Raw genomic sequence first — 20748 nt, forward strand, 5'->3', positions numbered from 1 at the left:
CACCGCTGCCGCCGTTCGCGACGACCCCCGCCGCCGGGTGCTCCTCCCGCCGCATTCCGCCGGACGGTGGCCCCGCCCCGGCCTGGGGGCGACCTCGACCGCGGTCGAGGTCGCCGGGCGGGCGGGGGTATCACCTCAGAAGGTCTACAGCGTGCTGCGCGGCGAGAACGGCCGCGACCCTGAAACGGCTGCCCGCGTGCTGGATGAGGCCGACGCGGCCGGATTCCGGCCCCAATCCGTCGGCGCGCCCGTGTTGCGGGCGGTTACCTCTGCCGCGCTGCGGCGTGCCATCGAGGATCTACCCGGCGAGGCGGCGGAGTACGTCACACTCCACTATCTGGAGGGGAACTCGCCGGAGGACACGCGAGCCGCTCTCGGTCCCGACGCGGATATCGACCAGCTACACAGATCCGCCCTCTCCTATCTCGGTGCCTTCTTCGCCGCTGAACTCAGTGAGAACGCGGTGGTGTACGGCACCGTGCGGAAGGCCACTGTCGCGGATGTGGCGTGGCTCGCCGGAACAACTACCGATACGGCGGCCCGCGCGCTCGCGGGCGACGAAGTCGGCGAAGAGTCGGCGAACCGGGTAATCGAGGCGGCAGGCCGAATCGGCCTGCTCGACAATTCGACTCCGAGTTCCGAGAACACAGTTACAGGTCTGATTTTCGAGCAGGAACCAGAGCCCGGTATCGGTCTTCCCGGCGCAGACGTGATGCAGAACCGGGCCGCGCGACCGAAGCTTGCGGACCGTCCGGACCATGCGACCTTGGCCCAAGTGGCTCAGGTGGCCGAGGTCGACATCGCGACGGCGCACTGGGTGCTACTAGGCGGATCCGGGCCCGGTCTCGACACAGTTCGCCAAGTGTTGGATGCGGCCGAGGGCCTCGGGTATCCGCACAATACTCGCGCGACCGGCGCACCGAACGGCACGGAGGGGCAGCGGCCCGTGACGGTGCCGGACGTGGCCCAGCGAGCTGGTACGACCTATACGGATGTCCAAAGTGTGCTCGGCGGCGCGATTGTCGATCCAGCCATCGCTCGCCGAGTGTGGACCGCGGTCAGCGTACTGCTACCCGAGTCTGTCACGCCCCCACACACGGATACGGTCGCTGTGCCACGCGGGGCGCTGGAGCGCGCCCTCGGCCGGCTTCCAGAGCGGTTGGCGACCTACGTGACACTGCGCTATCTGGACGGACTCACGCCTGCGGAGGCGACGGCCGCGTTGGGGCTTGCGCCGCAAGCATCCCAACGAATCGGCCAAGCAGCGATTCGCCAATTGTCGGACCACTTGCAAGACGCGTCCGATATGGATCTGCCACGCCAGAGCGCCCTCCGGCGCATACGGATCGAAGACGTGGCCCAGGCGGTCGGTGTCAGTAGTGTCACAGTCCACCGCGTCCTCCAGGGCAACGAGGTGCTCGATCCGGATGTCGCGCGCCGGGTGTGGAATGCTGCGTCGCAGTTGGGCTTCCGACGGCTGCGATACACGAGCGATCCGATGCCGGATGACTCCGACGCCCTCACCGGACTGGTGTTCGTGCCCGGCGCAACAGCACCGGTGGCCTCAGATCTGTCTGCGCCCACTGCCGGTGGGAACCCGACCCCGTCGGTCCACCCGAAGCGGCCGGGAGGCGGTGGGCTGCCCCCCAGCGGAGTTGAACCGTTTCACGACGTCGACCTCCGCGCAGTCCTCGACCTTCCGCCCGATCCGAGACAGAACCGGCGCTTCGGACGCGGACCCGCACCCGACCCGCGAGTCTTCCATCACGATGAGAACGACCCGCTGGCCCGCCCCTATGGTCAGGCCGTACCACCCACCCCGACCGACAGCGGCGGCGAACCGTCGGTCACCGCGCCGACCGACGCGAGCGACGGCACCGACCACTCGAATCTCTCGCCGTCCGTTGCCACACCCGATCTACTCGACGCCTCATACCCGGAGCTCCGGGATTGGGCAACCACGCTGCACGTCGAGGACGCACAGGCTCTGATCGCCGGCGTACATGCCAGAACAAAGTCACATCTGGCGGCCTTCAAGCGGGGCGAACCGCCATCGGCGACGGAAATGATCGGCACGGCGAGAGCATTGGGCGTACTGGTGTGGGAGCAGTTGCGCCGGTTCCGCGCGAACACTCACACCGGGCCCATCACGGACTACCCGACGCTGTTCGATGTCGCGCGGGACTTGGCAGCCCGGCTTGCCGAGGCCGAACAGTTGTATGCCGCGTCGAGCGATTTGATCAACGTCGCCGGATCACTGGCTGAAAGCGTCCCGGGTGCGGAAACCCCGTGGGCGAACGCCCGCGACGAGATGAACTTCCTGCACAGTCTTCCCCAACACGTGGGGCGCATGGTGCACCGTATGCAGCGTGCCCTGGCCGCCGTGCCGTGGGCTGAAGAAGGTTCGTTCACCCGCGACGTCCAGCCCGGTGCCGCGCATCGCGGTCCGCTCAGCGACGCGATCACCCAGATATCGGGTCTGGGGCTGTATTTCGAGGCTTTTCGGCAGAATTCCGGGACGGACTGGTCGGAGCACATCGATGGCTATCTGGTCGATCGGTCGGAAACCGCGTTCGACTCCGATCTGATCCATGCGCTTCGGTCTCTGCCAGCCGAAGCGACGGCGTTCGCGAACGCGCGGACCGGTGGGGATCAGGCTTTCGCCGCCGCCGCGGCACCCTACTTGTCCGACCTGATCACAGCGGTCGAACACTATCTGATGCGCAGTCGGGACGCGGCACATGCTTCCGAACTCCTGCACCAGGGAGTCGAAGCATTCGCCGCTACGGCGGCCCGCCTGCCCGATTCGCAACCCGCGCACGATGCCGCCCAGACCATGCAGTCGTTGCACGAGCAGATCGCTGATCTGCTCGTGCGGCTACAGCACTACGAGCGAGCGATCATGATCGTCGGCCGCGCCAGTGCTCACCTCGCGGACGACCCGGCATTCGCCGACGCGCTCGGCCGAACACTGCGCGAGCTCGAGGTCATGGCCGTACGAAGCGACGCGCCGCCCGCGAAACCCGAACAAGCACTTGCGAGCAATCCACTGGTCCAGCAACTGCTCGCAGCTGTCGATTCCGAACTGCTGGAATCGGTGCGCGAAGCTGTCGCGGCGCGACGCGATGCGGCAGTGGTGGATCCGCGCCTGACTCTCGTGCAAGCGGACGTTGCGCGCTTCCAAAAGCTGCACAGCATGCGCGAGCACCTCGACGAGCTACGAGAGGTCAAGCGGCAAGCGAGGGTGTCGGTCACAGCCGAACGACTGAAGCTGCTCGTCCACCACTTCCACGCCGCCGCGGAATGGGTGGCGGCGTTGCGCGCTGCCGAAGAGGCCACCGACATACAGCTCAACCCGGACCTCCGAGACCGGACCCGGCTCGCCGCCGAGGCCACTCGTCGCTACCGGGCAGCGGACGAGCGGGGCGATCAGCTGAGGGTGGCACTCACCGCGCCTCAACCAGCCGACCCGCCTGCCACTCGGCCGACACCACCCACGCCGCAGCAGAGCGACACACCCGACCCCCGCATCGCCACATCTCCCGCAGCTGTCGCGAGCACTACGACGACGAGCCCGTATACCGAATCCGCGGACAACGCCACCAGCGGACAGGTGCATCCGAACCTCGATGACCAGGAGCGGCTGGCGGCCGAACGTTCCCGAGCGGCCGGCGAGCGGATCGACCAACTCCTGGCCGCGTTGCGCGCGGCACCATTGGTCGCGCCGCCGCGCCTCGGTTTCCTGAGCTTGCTGGCCACCGTCGACCTGGATTCGGTCCGGTTGGTGCGCGACAGGATCGCGGCCGAACACGCCGCCGCCGTACTTCCCGGCGCTGCGGGGACGCATACGGACGGGGCGCGTGCCCGGCGGCTGTACTCCATGCTCTACCGCCTCGAGGAACTGGTGACCGTGATGCGGCAAACGCATGCGACGATCCCGCCCGAGCGCGCCGAACTGCTGGTCGACCATTCCAACGCCGCGAAGGAGTGGGTGGACGCGCACGACGCGGCGAATGGGCGGGTGCCCGCGACCACGACCGGCCAGGGGACGGCATCGCCGGCCGAACTCGCGGTACTGGAAGGTCCGCCGCAGACCGACATCCCGCGCGAACGATTGGACGCGTATATACAGCTCGGGAGACTCCAACCCTGGACACCCGAGCATGAGAGGTTGTCCGCCGACATAGCGAGACTCGACGCACTGGCCCACCGTTGGCTGACCCTGGAACTGGCCGCACTCGCCTTGGATCAGCAACTGGCCGCCCCGAATCTCTCGCCAGCCGCTGTCGCCGACCTGACCCGTCGGCGCGACGAGTTGAGTGCCGAAGTCGAACGCGTGGGCCGGGCGCTGGCTCCGAGGCAGACCGGCCCCGCCGCTCTACGCGGGACGCCGCCCGGCTCGCGCACCGACGAGATCATTCAGCCAGAAGAAGCGAGACTGGCGTTTCAGGTGGTCAACGACCGCTACGGTCGACAGGTAGTCACCATTCCCCCCGGTGCGCGGGACACGGCTCTCATCTACTCCCGCCGAGACATCGCGCAGGCAGTCGGTGACGAGAACCTGCATCAGCTCACCAGATGGACCGAGGCTTTCGACCTCGTCGACCAGATGCCCGCCAACGCGACCGCGCTCGTGCGATTGCTGTGGAACGGCGACTACGACACGGTCCTGGTATTGACGAAGGACGGCGACGGACCGGTTGTCGAGATCAGCCCTACCGTGGGCGAGATGCGGCCGATCGCCCGTACCACGGGCGCAGAGCGATTCGACCCGTTCCTCCGCAAAGTCTGGGTAGCCCTGTTCGATGAGAGCGGTGCGCTGATACCCCCACCGGAGTCGGCCCCAGGCGGCGGCGTTGCTCGCTCGACCGGGCCCAGCGCGCCAGGCCCGACGACGATCCCACCGGAGCCGGCCGAGGTGGATCCGGGCCGGCCGGTCGGCGCACCCAGGTGGCGGGATCATCACGAAGTCGATCTGACCTCGGCAGCCGGTGTGAGCGACCGGGGCGGGCGAACCGGCGAACAGCACAACGTGAACGAGGATTTCTTCGCGCTCGCGACGGCGGATGTCGGTGGGGAGCGGTGGACTCTGGCAGCGGTCGCCGACGGCGTATCCAGCCAGGGATACAGTGAAGAGGCATCGAAGGTAGCCGCCGAAGCAGCCGTGGCCGTTCTCCACGAGGAGGCTGTGCGTGTCGAACATGGTGGCGAGCCGGATCCTGAAGGAACCGCGAAAAGGGCACTCGAGGCCGCTCACAGTGCCGTTCGCAATCTGATATCGACGAAGTACGCTGGTTCCACTTCTCCGCCGGCCACCACACTGGTGCTGACCGTCGCTACCCCGACACAGCTCATCACCCTGTCGCGTGGCGATTCACCCGCCTTCTGGATCCCCCTCGACGGTGGCCCCGCGATCGAACTCACCGAGACCGACCCGGCCATCGTCGAGATGGCGGAAAGCCTCGGAATGACCGTTCACGCGCTGAGGCACTCCTGGCTCGCTTCGAATTTGACCAGCTATCTGGGTGACACCGAATTGGGTGACGTCCGATTCAGCGTCAGCGACGTTCCTGGAAACGGGTTTGTAGCACTGGTTTCCGACGGCGCCGTGAACATCTATTACGAAGACGAGTCGAGCGCGGACACCCCCGAACAGAAGATCGCCGACACGTTTCGACAGAAGCTGGCTGAATCGTCGGGCAGTCTTCTCGGCGCATCGAGATCGTTCGTGCAGCACGCCATCGACGAGGGCGAACACGACAACGTCACCGCTGTGCTGGTGAGTACCGCGTCCTCCGAGACCCCTGCCCCCTCGAGCCACCCCGAGCAGGCACGGCGCTCCGGGGGCGGCGGTCGGTCTCCTGGCCCGGTGGTGTCCTTCCAAGAAATCGATCCGTTCGCACCCGAGCCTCCCGCCCGCAAGCGTTCCCGGACATTGACAGGCATCCTCGGACCGGACGGACTCGATTGGGGCGTGCTCAACTACAAGAACCCCGTCACCGGCCGGCTTTCCGGGATGGACGAACCACCCGAGGAACCCACCGACAACAACTCACACCCGAACAGCGACCAGACCACACCACCGACCGACATCCGCGACAACACGGCCGATCCCACACCCGCCGTGGACAACCAGCCGACCGCCGCCGTCCTCGGCGCGGTACCGGAGTTCCGCCGGCCGAGCGATGCAGCGCTGGAGTTGTTCCAGCGGATTCTCGATGCGGAGCAGGCCGCTGATCCGCGGGCACAAGAACTGCGGGCCGAGGCGCAACGGCGCATCCCCGACGCCGGAGAGCGTGCTTACACCGAGCGTTACGCCGGCAATGAACGCAGGGCCGCGGCGTTGGCGGCGGAGCTGGGAATCACGCCGGAGCAGCTCCGGGCGGCGATGACCGAGGAGCTGCGACAGGCATTCAGCGGCGAGATCGTCATTCGCACCAGGCCCGGGACTCTGCTTCGCGTCCTCGGCAGCGGCAGATTCAAAACCATCTTCGAAACCGCGGGTCGAGGCATCATCGCGCGATCGGAAATGGAGCGCAGGGCGAAGATCGAGCAGGAGATGTTCGGATTCGCACTCGATCTCGCGGTGGAACTTCGGCCGGTATATGCGCGCGTTCGCACGACCCGTGGCTCGTGGGAGCACGAGGGCGATATGGCAGAAGAGCACGGCGGCGTGGACGTCGTACTCAAATCGACTGTGGCACCTCGAACAACGGCGAGCGTCGGCAGCCCATGGGGCGTGAAGGCCATCCCGAGCAGTGTCACCGATCCGCAGCCCGAATCGTTCGCGGCCACGCCGAGCAAGCATGGCGAACTCTCCTATTTCGGGCTCGAAGGCATCGGCCGCGACTATGCCGGGGAAAGGTTCATTCGCAACAGCTACATCGAGGCCCAGATCCACGGTGGTGTCACGGTCGCCGATATCGAACACGTGGTATTCCATCGAGGATCGCGGGACCAGGATCTACAGACAGATCTACAGGCGGCCTTGACCGAGGCCGGCATCCCTTGGTCGATGGCCTCCGATTATCGGAGCGAGCCGCGCGCGCTATCGAACGGTGAGCCACCACACCACTCCGATCCCCGCCCGGTCCCTCGACACCCGGGACCGGTCCGACCCGAGGACGCGATGGATGGCAGCCCTCGGAGGAAACCTCGGCGAATCAGTCCTCCCGGCCCGCTCACCGCCTTCGGCGACGACGTCGGGCTGGATGCCTGGGCACTCGAGAAGCCGGGACGGGACCGGCCCGAGCGGCTGGAGGAGCTGCGACGGGAGCTGACGGACGCCGAGGCGCGGCGCGAGCAAGCGCGCGCAGAGCGCGACGACATAGCCGATCTGCTGGAAGTCGATCCGGCCGCTCTTGCCGCGTTGACGCGCGAACGCGACGAGTTGCGCCGGGAACTGGGCATCCCCGAGGACGCGAACCCTGAGGAAGTGACCCAGCGCCTCGAGGCGGTGATCCTCGAGACGAGTAGCGCACCGGTGGATGACCGGTCACCGGAAGATGCGCGGCTGCTCCTGATCGCGGAGGAGCGGTATCCGCAGCTGAATACGGTGATCGAACAGTCCGCGCTGTTCGATACTTGGCACGCGCATGCCGAGCGCCTCGCGGACGCCGTCCGGGCGTATTCGAGGCGTGAGCAGGTGCGAGAGTTGCGTGACAACCTCGCGGCAGACACCGAGGAACTCTTCGATGGACTGACGCCGGATTCCCCGCTGGAACAGTTGAGGCGCAGGCTCGATGAAGTCCGCGAGGAACTGGGGATTCCGGCAGAGCTCGACCCTGATGACGTGGCCACACGGCTGGAACAGATGATCGCCCAGGCGACCCTGCCCGCAGAGGCGGATCGCGCCGGCGCAGTGCTGGAGTTCAGCACTCTGGTCGCGCACGCCGTTTCATTCCACGAGCTGAATGAGCAGGCCCAGCGTCTCGACAAGCTGGCCCATGACCATCTCGACAGATCCACGGTTGCGCATCAGGGCTCGGCAGTCGTCGCGGATGACGCTCACGATAGGGAAGCAAATCGTGACGCACACGTCAGGGCCATGGCGCCGGAACGGTTCGACACGCTTTCGGTCGAGGAAAAGCACTTCGCCGCGATCGCCGAGTTGTCTCCTGGCACGATTGTTTTCGAGAGCATAGAGGCGGCGATCGAGTTCGCGCGAAACCGCTGGAACTCGATTGTCGATGGACTCGACGAAAAGACGCTCCAGGCATTGCAATGGGCGAAGGATCCGACCTCCGGCCTGTTCGGATATGTGGCGATCAACGACTACGCCCGCACATCGGTAGCGGCGGACCGGGATGACCCGGATCGCGTGCGTCGTGTCGATCGGGCGACGCGGCTGATGCCGCTTCCCCAGGACATGATGATCATGGTCCCGCTCGATCCGGATCGCGTCGACGTCGAGAATCCCGCATCCCTGGTCGACGCGTCACTGCCGATCGCCAAATATGTTCCCGCAGAGATCGGCACCGTCCCGTCGAACCGGCTTCAAGACAGCAATATCGGTTTTCTGCTGGCGCGGAAAGGAACCCCGGCCCTATGGGTCGAGTCGGTGCCCGCCACCGGCAAACCCGAGCTCCTCATCGAAGTGCCAGGTGCTGTCAGAGTGACACATGCGTTCGCAGCCGAAGACACGCTGCGGGTATATGGCTACCTCGAACAGGCTCCCACCAGTGACGACGAACGAACACCCTCGGCGTCGGAAGAAACTCCGCCTCGAGACGTTGCGCGACCCGGAGAGGACGAACCGCACGCATCCGTGACCGGGGAACCACATTCAGCCACGGCTGAACGTGATGTGGCACGAAGGGCCGTGGCGGCGCGACTCGGAGTATCCCCGGAGTCGCTGGAAGATCCGGCAGTGCTGGTGAACGCGATCGACCGCGTCCAAGCCGAGTTGCGCCAACTGGATGAGCAAGGCTGGCATCGAGTGGCCACCCGTGAGCAACTCGCGCAGCTTCCCCAGTGGATCGGACGGCGCGTGGCAGTGGGCGTCGAGCGGGCGATGGCGAGCCGGGGGCTTGCCGAGTGGAGTGCGGTGTACCAGCGTTCCGACCTCTCGAACAGGGAGTTGGCCGACCTCCTCGGTGTGGACACGGTGCATGCGGACACGGACCCTACGACCGACGACCTGCTGTTCGAGTTGCGCCGACTGGGCCGCGAGGTGACCGCCGCGCCGGAGATCGCCGGTCTGGTCGACGCTGTGGCGCGATTGCTGGAACTGGAGTTCCGAGCCGATAGGGTGGCTGACCGTCTGGAGCGCCCGGTCGGCCGCCGGTCGGCTGTTCCCGGCGAGGTGGACATGCCGACCCCCGCCGAGATCGAACTGGCGGAGGGAGCGTTGGCCAGGGCGGAGCCGGGTGCGACCGCCGAGTGGATCATGCGACCCGACGACGTCCATAGGTACCGCAGCGTCTCGGGAGAGATCTCCAATTGGTGGCATGAGCTGGATCCGGACGAGCAAGCCGCGGTGATCAAGGTGTATCCGCGCGAGATCGGCTCTCGGGATCTGCTGTTTCCGCAATGGGCAGTGAACGAGGCGAACGAGCGATCCCTGAGATCTCTCGTGCAAACTTTGAGTTCACGACCGCCCGAAGACCTGAATGCCGCGCAGCGGCAACAGCTGCGGTATGCGACACGTTTGTGGGACGGCTTGGTACAGGCCGAACGCAGGGCGAACGCGGGAAACTACGCGTTCGGCGTGCCCCTGATGGCGTTCGACCCTACGGCGTTGGTGAGCCGGGTCGGGCTCCAACTGCAAGCTCCCGGCTTGACCTACAGCCGCTTCTGGCATGTGCGAGTGGGGCCCGACGACACGACCTGGGTCGACCAGCTCTTCGCACGTGGACCGGCCGAAGACGCCATGATGGTGGTCCCGGGCCGGCGTAGCGGCCGTCCGGTGTTCGAGCTGACGGTAGGCCCTCGCGGTGTGGATGGCGAGCGGCCGGCCGCCGCCGAAATGACGGATGCCGCGTTGGACGCGGGTCACGCGGTGGCCGAGTGGTTGCGTCTGCGCGCATGGCGCAGCGACGAGCAGATCGCGACGGTGCGGTCCGGTATCGCGGAGCGCGTATGGCACGCCCTCGCCGACAGCACCGGCGAGGTCCGCGTTACGGCGAGGACCACAGGGACGACGCACGGTGAGCGTGAGCTCCTCGTCGAGGTCATCGACAACAATCCGGAATCGCCTGCGATACACGACCTGGCGATTGTGCGAAAGGCCGACGCCAGCAGCCTCGCGCTACTCGAAGAGGGCAAAGGGATCTGGCTGCGGTTCGATGAATCGCTGATCCATCGTCTGCTGCCGCCCGGAGTCGAGGCTTACGAGATGCTCGGGGAGGCGCGTGTCCGGGATCTGGGCGGCGACGATCCGGGGTTCATGTCCGGGCGCCTCGCATTGGGACGTTTCGGAGTCTCCGCGTCCGCCGCGCCCGAATTCGAGGCTCAGTTCCGCCCCCGCGGTCCGCTGCCATGGCCGTCGGAAGTGGTCGGTGCCATCACCCCCTTGTACGCGGCGGACAACTACGCCGCCGCAGCGGTCGGCCCCGCCGCACACTTCCGGGCGATAGGCATAGGTGTCGGAGAGAACACGCCGTTCACTATGCGAGGCGTCGCTGGAGGGGAACCATTACCGTTCGTCACCGCCGATGAATGGACATGGCTGCAAAGTGCCGGGAACCCTGAATCGACGCACGACGGGGTGCACTTGGAACGGCTGTTGCGGGCCGTCAAAGACAGTGTCGGCGAAGCCACGGACGCCCTGATTCGGGAACCGATATCCGATACGGACATCAACGTCGAAATCGATCTGAACGCGGGCACGTTCCTGGCGCACCTGCCTGCCGACGGCCCGGATTTCATCGGGCCACCGGTAGAACTGGTCCGGGGCGGTTTCCATGTGCGGGACGGAATCGCGCTGGCTGTGGCTTGGATACCTTCCACGCCGCAAGCAGAACCGCCGCGAGAGGCCATGCAACCGGCGCCGCACTCGACCGGAGCGCCGACGCCGTGGAGCAATCGGGAGCAACGTGTCCGCGATTCCTCGAAACCGGATACGCCTCGCCCGGGCAGGTCGTCACCCTGGCAACGCACCGCATCATCCGAGCCCGGCGTCGCACTGTCCGCTGACCAGCGTGATTCGGCCCCCGCACCGACACCCTGGCGCAAAGCGACGTCGACCGACATGGCGTCGACCGGCCCCCACCACACGCCGACAACGAGCAAACGAGACACGCAGCCCTTGGATGGCGATGTGGATTCCCCCTGTGTGGTGGGTGCATTCGCGGATGCCTGGCAACTCGGGTTCGACGTGCAACGACCGGTGGACGTGGACGGGCCTGTTCCGGCTGCGGCGGTGTCCTGGCTGGCTGGGGCGCACCACGAGCGGTTCGATGGCGGGCTCGCCGAAGTGACGCAGCTCCTTGCCGATCTGGGGGCCGGTGCGGGAATGCTGGTGAATGCCCGCCCGGTCGGTGCGACGATCGGGCATCTGTTCCTGCTGCACAACGACGGTGAGCAGATCTGGATCCACGACCGGCAGGCAGCGGAGCCGAAGACGGTGTTCGATCCCGAGAATCCGCCCTTCGCGACGCAAACCACCCATGCTCTGGTGCTGACCCGCCGGGACGGCGGCAGCACGCTGGAGTCGCGGCAGCGGCAACTGGGCGAAGATATCGTTCCCGCCGACCCGGACATGGCCCGTGGGCGAGCCCTACGCCCACTCGATGCCGGTGCCCTCCCCCGCGACGACCACGGCGCCGAACCGTCGACCATCACGACGCCGATTTCGCGCGGCACACCGAGCGACACGACATTGCGGTTGTTGCACCGCTATCTCGATGCGGTGGACGCCGCCGACGGACAGGCGCAAGAACTGCTCATGGAGGTCGAGCAGCGCATTCCTGATGCCGGAGAAAGGGCCTATGCCAGGCGTTTCGCCGAAAACGAGCGTCGCGGGGGCGCACTGGCGGCGGTCGAGGCCGCGGCCTCGGCAGCTCTGGACGCGGCCGCCCGAGGGGCCCACCATGAGCTCTATCGGCTGCGCCATGCCATCCGGCAACTCGGCAACCCCGACTACGAGCAGTTCCTCGAACACCGTTTCGTGCAGGGTATGACGGTCGCCGAGGCGACGGCCGCGATCAGCGGCGATCGTTCGGCGGAGGCCGCGAAGTCACTGCGGCGCCGCGCGGTGCACGCCCTCGCCAGAATGCTCCCGATCACCCCGCCGGAGCTACTGGAGAAGCTCGAGGCAGCCGCAACGAGGACGAGACCAGCGGACGATGCGGAGCGGATCGGTTGGGAAAGCGCCCTGACCCAGAGGTTGCGCGCGGTGATCCTGTCCGGTCAGCTGCGCGAGGGCCGCTGGCTGCCCCAGGCCAACGCGCTTGCCGAGCATCTGGGTATACCGTCTAAAACCCCTGTGGGGAACACGTATCAGCAGCTCTCCGATGAGGGCTACCTGGTGGTGAAGAAAGGCGTTGGAGCGACAATCGCTCGCCGCTCCCAATGGCCCAGCGCACCGGCACCGGAGAACACCGTGGTTACTCCCGGCGAGTTGCTGGAACTCGTCACCGGCGAGTCGTCGATGAAGGATTTGGCTCAGGCGGCCGGGGGTGATTGGCGTGCCGCAGTCACATCCGCGTTGCGCCGAGCGATTTTGTCCGGCCAACTCCCGCCGGGCCGGTTGCTGCCCGCCTCCGCGGAACTCGGTAGGCATCTCAAAATGTCGAAAAGCACCGTGGAGAGAATCTATCGACAGTTGAGCACCGAGGGGTATGTGGTCGGCAAGTTCGGGGTCGGCACCACGGTCGCGAGTCGACCGGTCACTGACGACGCGCAGCTCGCCCAGCCCGCCGCTTCCCCGGTCCCCCCTCCGAACGAGTCGACTCCGCATCCTGCGCCGACCAGAGGACACGGCCTGTCCGATCTCGACATCGAAGTGCTCGAGCTGACCGCGAAAGGCCTCTCCGCCAGAGAGATCGAAGAGGTCGCCGATATCACCCGGAGCAAGGTCAAATACAGCTTCGAACGCATTCGGCTCAAGCTCGGCGTCAGCGGTGATCAAGCGGAGATCGTGGCGGTAGCCCGGCAAAGACGAATCATCGGTGACGACGATCAGCCCGCGCAGAGCGCAACCACAGCACCTTCGGTCACGGACAGCCCACCGGCTTCGGCGAGCCGCGCGGGCCGGACACCGACGTCCGAGGAGACACCGCAGGAGCCGACCGACTCACGCGACCGAACCGGATCACAGCGAGCCGCGAGGCCCACCGGCCTCATCGGGCACACAAGCGTCCCTCCCTGGGAGGACATCGACGGCGCCGGTGCGCTCTCGGACGGCGCCCCCTCGAACCTCGGGAAGCGGCCACAGATCCGCAGGCGGATACAAGAGCTCAGCGAACTGCACATAGATGGTGGTGGTTGGGTTCCGGGGAGAGGACAACAGCACGAGTACGGCGACGGAGCAGCGCAGCAGGACCACGATGGGTTCAGCTATTCCGACCTGCGCTTCGACCCTGATCCGGACGAGTCTGCTGCTGCCGCCGTACGAGATCTGCCTGCGAACGCGAAGCCTTCGAATCCGGATCTGACGCTGGATTTCTTTCCCCTCTACGCATCCGGCGGTCTGCGCACCGAGGAGGACTTGGAGGCGGTCGCGACGGCGGTCGGTGACATGATGCGCGAGCGCGGCTGGCAAGACCGGAGTCAGATCGAAGCCGCATCCGAGCTGGTGCGCGGTGCTGGGCGCAACGCGATGACGTACATGGAGCGCTACACCCGCTCGCTGCAACGGCGGGGCGTCGAGTGGTACGACGAACAGACAGCCGTGCAGGACATGAAGGCTCGGCTCATACTGCGGATGTCCGAACAGGCCGATGCCCGATCGCTCCACGTGTCGATCGACGTCGACCAATACCGTCCCGAACGGTTCCCCGACATCGAGAGGGCCACGTGGCACGCGCCGCTGTTCAGCCATGCCGAGATAGGGGCCGAGGTGCGGGGATTGCTCGACCCGGCCACCGTGTCGGGTGTCGAGCAATGGGGAGAGGTCTGGGCTCGATTCGACGAGCCGCGGGCGGAAACCAGCGGCGACAGCGTCATCGAGCCGCCGCCCGAGGGCGACCTGGAAGCGAAGGCTCGTATCGTTCGAAAACTGTACGACGATCACCACATCCGCTTCTCGGGATGGGCGGATTCGGTCGTCACAGTACAAGCCGTCGAGTCCGTCGACCGTGCGCTACGAGACCGGATCGCGGAATACGGCGACCGGTTTGCTCTGCGGTACTTCAGGTTCGACGACGGTATCCCGGGCTTCGGCCTGACCCAGAGCTTCGGCACCACAACTTCCGATACCAAGGACTATTACGTAACCGTCACCCTCAACAAGAAGATTCTCACCGATCCGGAGTTCGCGCGGGCGTGGGCGGAACAGGTCGCGGACCACCGTTGGGCGGAGTCGGCCGAGGACATGATCTACGAGTTGACCCACCACGAGTTCATCCACGTCGTAGCGGACGAGGGTAACTGGCGGGTCCATCACCTCGCACTGGCGATGTTGCGGGCGGCCTACAAGCTCTATCGTGAACTGGATCTGATACCGGCCGATGTCGGGTACTCCGATTGGCTCGCCCTGCTACCCCACTATTCCCTGCTGACGTTCACGGACCCCGTGACGGACATTTTCGACCCGGTCGAGGGCGTGGCGGAAGGGGCCAGGGCCGGTGCGGTCGAATCATCCTTGCCGTTGACCCATCCCGCGCGAGTGCTGCATTGGCTGACGGTGACACGGGACGGGTCGTCACCGGCAGAGTTCTTGGCGCGATGGGCACAGCGGCAAGCATCCGGCGATCCGGACATATCGCTGCTGTTGCAGGACTTCCGCGACGTCACCGGCCGCGACGACATCGCGATACCGTCCCGCCTTCGTCCGGAAGTCACGACAATCGAGGCCCTGGCAGCCGCGACCGGCGGACAACCGCAGCACTTCGCCGATGCCGGTGAGATCGCGGCCTGGTTACGGGCGTGGGACGAGACGCCGGGCAATCGAGGCGACGGTGTCTCGGCGCTTGTCGTCCTGCCGGGACAAGATCCCTACCTGCTGGTGCGCCGCACCGCGCCGGACGGGCCGACGCGGATCGAGCTGCGCAATCCGATCGAGCACCTGCTTCATGCCAATCACGTTCCCTCCACGGGATCGCCGAGACCGCCCGCCGCGCGAGCGATGTTCTTCGACAAGACCGGCGCGGCGATCACCGTGCCCCTCGACCCGGCAGCGGAGAAGGAAGGCAACGAGTCCGAACCGCTCGCGGAGGAACACGCTCGGCCGCGGGCTTCCGCGACCGAGGTCGACGGCAGGCATCTCGACCTCGATGTCGACCCCGCCGTAGCGGCCGGCCTCGCCCCCGAGCGCTTCCAGCATCCCGCAGGCAGGCGCAGGTTCGGGATCATTCCCCCTGACGCCCATCTCGCATTCCACCACAACCCCGAAAATGGCCGGGCTTGGGGCGAACACGAACCCCGACCGGAACATCGACAAACTCCGAACCACGCCGAGCCAGCCCGCGCGACAAACACCGACAGCGATCCGGCGAACACTTCTGATCCGGCGAACAGTTCCGATCCCGCTCCGACGGCCTCCACAGAACCCGAGCCGGCCATCACGCCGGAGCGGCTTCGTCTCACACCCGAGCACACCGCCGCACTGTCCGGTGCGCTGGCCGAACGCGATCAGGCGGTCGCAGAGGTCATAACCCAGGTGCGCGACCTGGAGAACGCACTTGCGCCGTTGATCAATGATGCGGCAAGGGTGGACATTGCATCACTGATCGGCATCCACGCAGAGCTGAACGCGTTCCTGGATCAGCGAATGTCCGCGTACCCCGAGACGGCGAAGCAACAGGATCGGGTGATCGCGACACTGCGGGAAATCACTGCTCGCGACCATCTCACCGACAGCGATATCCAGGTGCTGGCCGAGATTGTCGCGGTGAAGCGGAGCGGATTGTCCGCCCTGTATCCCGGGGCGAAGGAGCGATACTCCGAAGCTTTACGTGCCGCGGCTCGGGATCGGCTCACGGAACTGCTTTCCGATCGGCCTTCGGCCATTCAAATAGAAAGAGCCATCGCAACGCTGCAATCCGGACTCAGGGACCGGGCCGAGAGTGTGCAGCGGGCGTGGTACTCCAGCCGCAGCTCGAACTGGACGATACAGCGCCTGCTCGACACCATCGGTTCCATGCGGTCTGCTGTTCCGACTGCGCGGCAGCAGATCACCGACGGATGGCACGCTATCGCGGACGATACGTTGGCGCCGCTGCTCTCGGAACTCAATCGGGGCCTGCGCAGCCGGGACGAAGTGCTCGATGCCATAACCAGCGTCGTTACCGCGCCCCGATACGTCGGCAACGTCATTGCTGACGCGCTGCGTTCGGCGGAACAGTCCGCCGCGCTCATCTACGCCGAATCCTCGGTGCGGGGGTTCTTGTGGCGTGAGCAAGACACACAGACGATCGCCGTATTCGAAGACGCGATAGCACGGGTGCGCACGCTGGCACATCTCCCGGCGACCGCTCATGATCTGTCCGCCGCGGTAGCGAAGGGGGTGTCCGAGCGCCGGTCCGACTTCGGATGGTACGTGGACCCGGCCGACACACTGTATCTGCACTTCACACCGCGTATCAGCGCCATCGCCGCAGACGGCCTGATCCGCTCGGGCGCGCACGACGATATTCACAACACCGCCAACGCGCGCGCATCCGACGGGGTGCACTTCATCAAGCCAGGCGATTGGCGGGGCACAGAGACGTTCGGCGACTACATCGGTTACGCCGGGCGGCTGCGCGATGACAACGGAACCCGCATGCCCGATTCGCTCGGTGCCATCATCGTCATGCCGCTGGGTGCGATCATGGCGGCGACACCATTGCGCACCGAGTTCAAGACGACCGATGAGAACGACGGTCATCTGGCCAGCGACGCGGTTTTCCGGCCCCTGGATGGGAGTCCGTATTATGCCTATTCGCTCGATGACGCCTACATCATTCCTTGCTACACCGAGATTCAGGTGCCGTGGGAGCAGTATTCGGTCGTCGATCCCGAAACCGGCGACCTCCGTCCCCGTCCAGTCGCAGATCCCATCCGCGACGCGTTCCGCCGTGCCGGATACGACGAAGCGTGGATCGAACGACATGTCATCGACCTACCCGAAGAAATCCCTGTCCCGGGTCCGCATCACATATACGGGCAGGACGAACACGACCGCGCGCGGGATCTGATCCGGCAGGCCCAGGACGAGATCAGACGACGAGTGGCCGAGGACGGGGTGTATACCGATCGGTTCGTAGTGCCGCTGGCCACGAAGCATAAGCGCGGGTTCGAGCACGTCGATATGCATGGCACGACGCGAAGCGGCAGACTTTCGGACGAAGACCTGGCCATCGAGCGCCTGATCATCACCGATAGGTATTCGACCCGCGAATCGGGCAGCGAGCACAAACAACCCGCACCGCGACGGGTTGCCGGCCCCGCAGCGCCGCTGGGGGCTATGAACGTTCCCGACCTCGAAGACCCCTTCGGCGACCTCGGCAGAGCCTGGGATCACGGCGGTCCGGGACCGAGGCGAGTGGACAAGCTCGCGCAATTCGATGCGGTCGGCGGCGGCTGGCCTCGCGCGGGCGGGCCCGAACCGAGGGGAACATCCGAAGCTGAGTCGCCGCGCCGGGCGAAATACCAGACAGTGACGCTGGCGTCCACCGCCCTCGAAGAGTCCGATGATGACGATGCGGATTTGGACCTCATCCGGCCGACAGTGGACTCTCGCGGGTGGTTCCGCGGGGCTGACGGGGAGCCCTACCACACCGCCGGTTCTCAGGGTGACCCGTTCTTGCTACTCGCCACCGGAGAATTCGTCACGGCGGACGCGAGTCATGCGTTCCTGCTCAGTGCGTTCCTCGCGCAAGGTGGATCGCTGGACGAAATCAGTGGTTTCGGTACATGGACGATCAGCGGCCGACTGAAGAAACTCGACACCTTCTCCCAGGGTTTCGAGGAGTGGAACGGCGACCCGATGATTCCGGCGCAGATCCTCGACGCATTGTACGAAAGCGGGGCCGATCTCAGCAGGTTTGAGCCCGACGAACAGTTCGGTTCCGAGCACCAAGGCCTGCTGTGGCGAGGTCGAGCGGCAGAGATACCGGTCGGCGACGTGGTCGGCCACCGTGGCGATGCCTTCGAACTGCTTTCCGGCTACGGGGTCGCCACGGACAGCGAGGGCAACCGCATCGTCTTCTGGGTCGATCTTTCCAGCTGGGAGTCGGCAACCGACGGCGAGTCGATCACACTGATCGTCAATTCCGTTCGACGCGAGCCCGTCCCGGTCAGGATCGAGCTGACTCCACATGGCGAGTTCGTCACAGCGCGAGGCGTTGTCGAAGTGGGACGGGAGCAAAAGTCGGTCGCTGCGGTGATGGGCCTTCTACACGAGAAGCTGACATCCTGGCTGGCTGAATCCGGCGCCGCCTGGGCGGCGGGAAGTGACACCGCATCATCGGAACACGCATCCCGCCCAGCCGCTCGATCTGCCTCCATCGCGACAACGCAACGGACGGAACTGATTGTTCGCGCCGATCCAGAGGATGCAGGTAGGTCACGAAGGGCGGCATCCGAAACACAGGCAGCGCCGGAGACCGCTGCAGCCTGGCTGGCCGAACAACTTTCCGGCTGGCCTATCGAGCAAACCGATCTCGCGTCCGCCACGCTGAAGGAGATGGTCACGGATGCGGTGCGGCAGCGCCGTGGCAGGGTCCATGTCGCGGTGGAGACGAACGATGAGTCACTTCGTGTCACCCTGCGCGACACGCATGCCGCCTCGACACCTCGAAACGGAATCACCAGCCGATCCGGGCTCGCACTCTTCCCTGGCGCTGGTACCGCCGACGGTCCTTATCGGCTGCCCCGGGCCGGCATCGAGCTCTACAAACGCGACGGGGACGGCTGGCACCAGGCGGTATGGTTCGAAATTTCGAGACCGCACAAGGGCCTAACCGCGGACAAGGACCGCAGCGAAACCATCCAGGATCCACCGCGCGGACTACCCCACGACGACCGCATCGGCGACCATGATCATCCTGGAGCACGGGACGCTTCCGGGCCGATCAATCCAAGCATCGAACAACAGGGTGGACTCACGCCGGAGACCGGCAAAATCGTTCTCGACGAGATAATTCGGTACGAAGAGGACAATCTCGTTCAGGCCACCCAACGGTTGATCGGACCGGAACCCACGGTCGAGCACTTCCTCGTGGACCAGCTTCTCCTGTGGCCGTACGCGCTGCTGGAACTCGGTGCGGACGCGACGCCCGAATGGCTGATCACGCCCGGCAAACGCCCACCGGGAACCGACCTCGCGTCGTGGTGGAACGACCGGCTGACACCGGCCTTGCGGGCGGCGATGATCCAGGCCTTCCCGTCCGAGGTCCTGGCGATGAATACCGCGCATTCGGCGGAGACCGTGGAGGCCGCCCATCAGCGACGGATGACGCTGCTCGAATACTCGGGGGATACCCAGACCTCGGTAGGGCAGGCCCCCACCGACTCCGCCCGGAGCCGGTCAGCCGCCCCTCAGACGGCGGATGGCGCTGTTGACCCAGTCTGCGCGGTAGGGGCGTTCGCGGATGCCCGGGACCTCGGATTCGACGTCCAACAACCTACGGACGTCACCGGACCGGTTCCCCCAGCAGCGGTGGCCTGGCTGGCCGGAGCACACCACCAGCGCTTCGACGGCGGACTCGCCGAAGTAGCGCGACTGCTGACCCGTCAGGGAACCGGCGCGGGAATGCTCGTGAACGCCCGCCCCGTCGGCGCCGCGATCGGACACCTCTTTTTGATGCACAACGACGGCAAACAGATCTGGATCCACGACCGGCAGGCACAACAACCGAAAAAGGTATTCGACCCGGAAAAACCACCGTTCGCGGCGCGAACCACACACGCGCTGGCACTGACCCGCCGCGATAGCGGCAGCACGCTGGTATCGAGACAACAGCAACTGGGCGAAAACAACCCGCACGCCGACCCCGACATGGCACGCGGGCGCGCCCTGCGACCAGCCGACGCCGGCGCATTACCTCCCGACAACGAGGCGTTTTCCCGGGCGCCCGATGAAGACTCGATGGTGGCCCGGACCCGGCCGGCGATCGACAAGAACGCATTGCCCAAGGTCAAAGCGGCATTCGAAGCCGCGCTCGCCGCGGTGGACGAGGGCGACGATACGAAGCTCGAACAATTGCAGGCAGCCATCCGCCGGATCCGCAACGAGGACCAACGGACGATTCTCGAGCTCAGGTACCTCCAGCATCTGACCTTCGCTGAGATCGGCGATGAAACCGGCGGATACCGTAGCGAGAACGCGACCAAGCACTTGCACCACCGCGGTGTACAAGCGTTGGCCAAGATTCTCGACGAAGAGGCTGATCCGGAAACCAAACGGCTGACTCCCGCCGAAGTGCTCGAGGTCTTCGCCGTGACGTGGACGGATGAGGAACCGGCACCGAGTGGCGCCCGCGAGCGGCGGAACACGATGGTCGCCAAGTTACGCCGGGCGATCCGTTCGGGGCGATTGGCCGAGGGGCGAACGCTGCCTCCTGCGAGCGACCTCGCGGCACAGCTGGGCACGTCGTCGGCATCCGCCGTGGCGGCCGCTTACCAGCAGTTGGGCGCCGAAGGGTATCTGGTCAGCCGCAG

General features: G+C 66.0%; 1 protein-coding gene (only partly in view). It reads left to right on the forward strand.

Annotated features, from left to right (window positions below; genetic code table 11):
- Positions 1–151 precede the first annotated feature (151 nt).
- Positions 152–20748, forward strand: the 5' portion of a protein-coding gene (locus tag ACFU5M_RS11070) for an amidase family protein (RefSeq protein ID WP_379047403.1). The gene runs 13582 nt beyond the window's last position; 20597 of the gene's 34179 nt are visible here — the first part of the coding sequence; the start codon lies at positions 152–154; its stop codon lies off the right edge, out of view.

This window comes from Nocardia sp. NPDC057455, from assembly GCF_042802775.1.
GTDB lineage: Bacteria > Actinomycetota > Actinomycetes > Mycobacteriales > Mycobacteriaceae > Nocardia.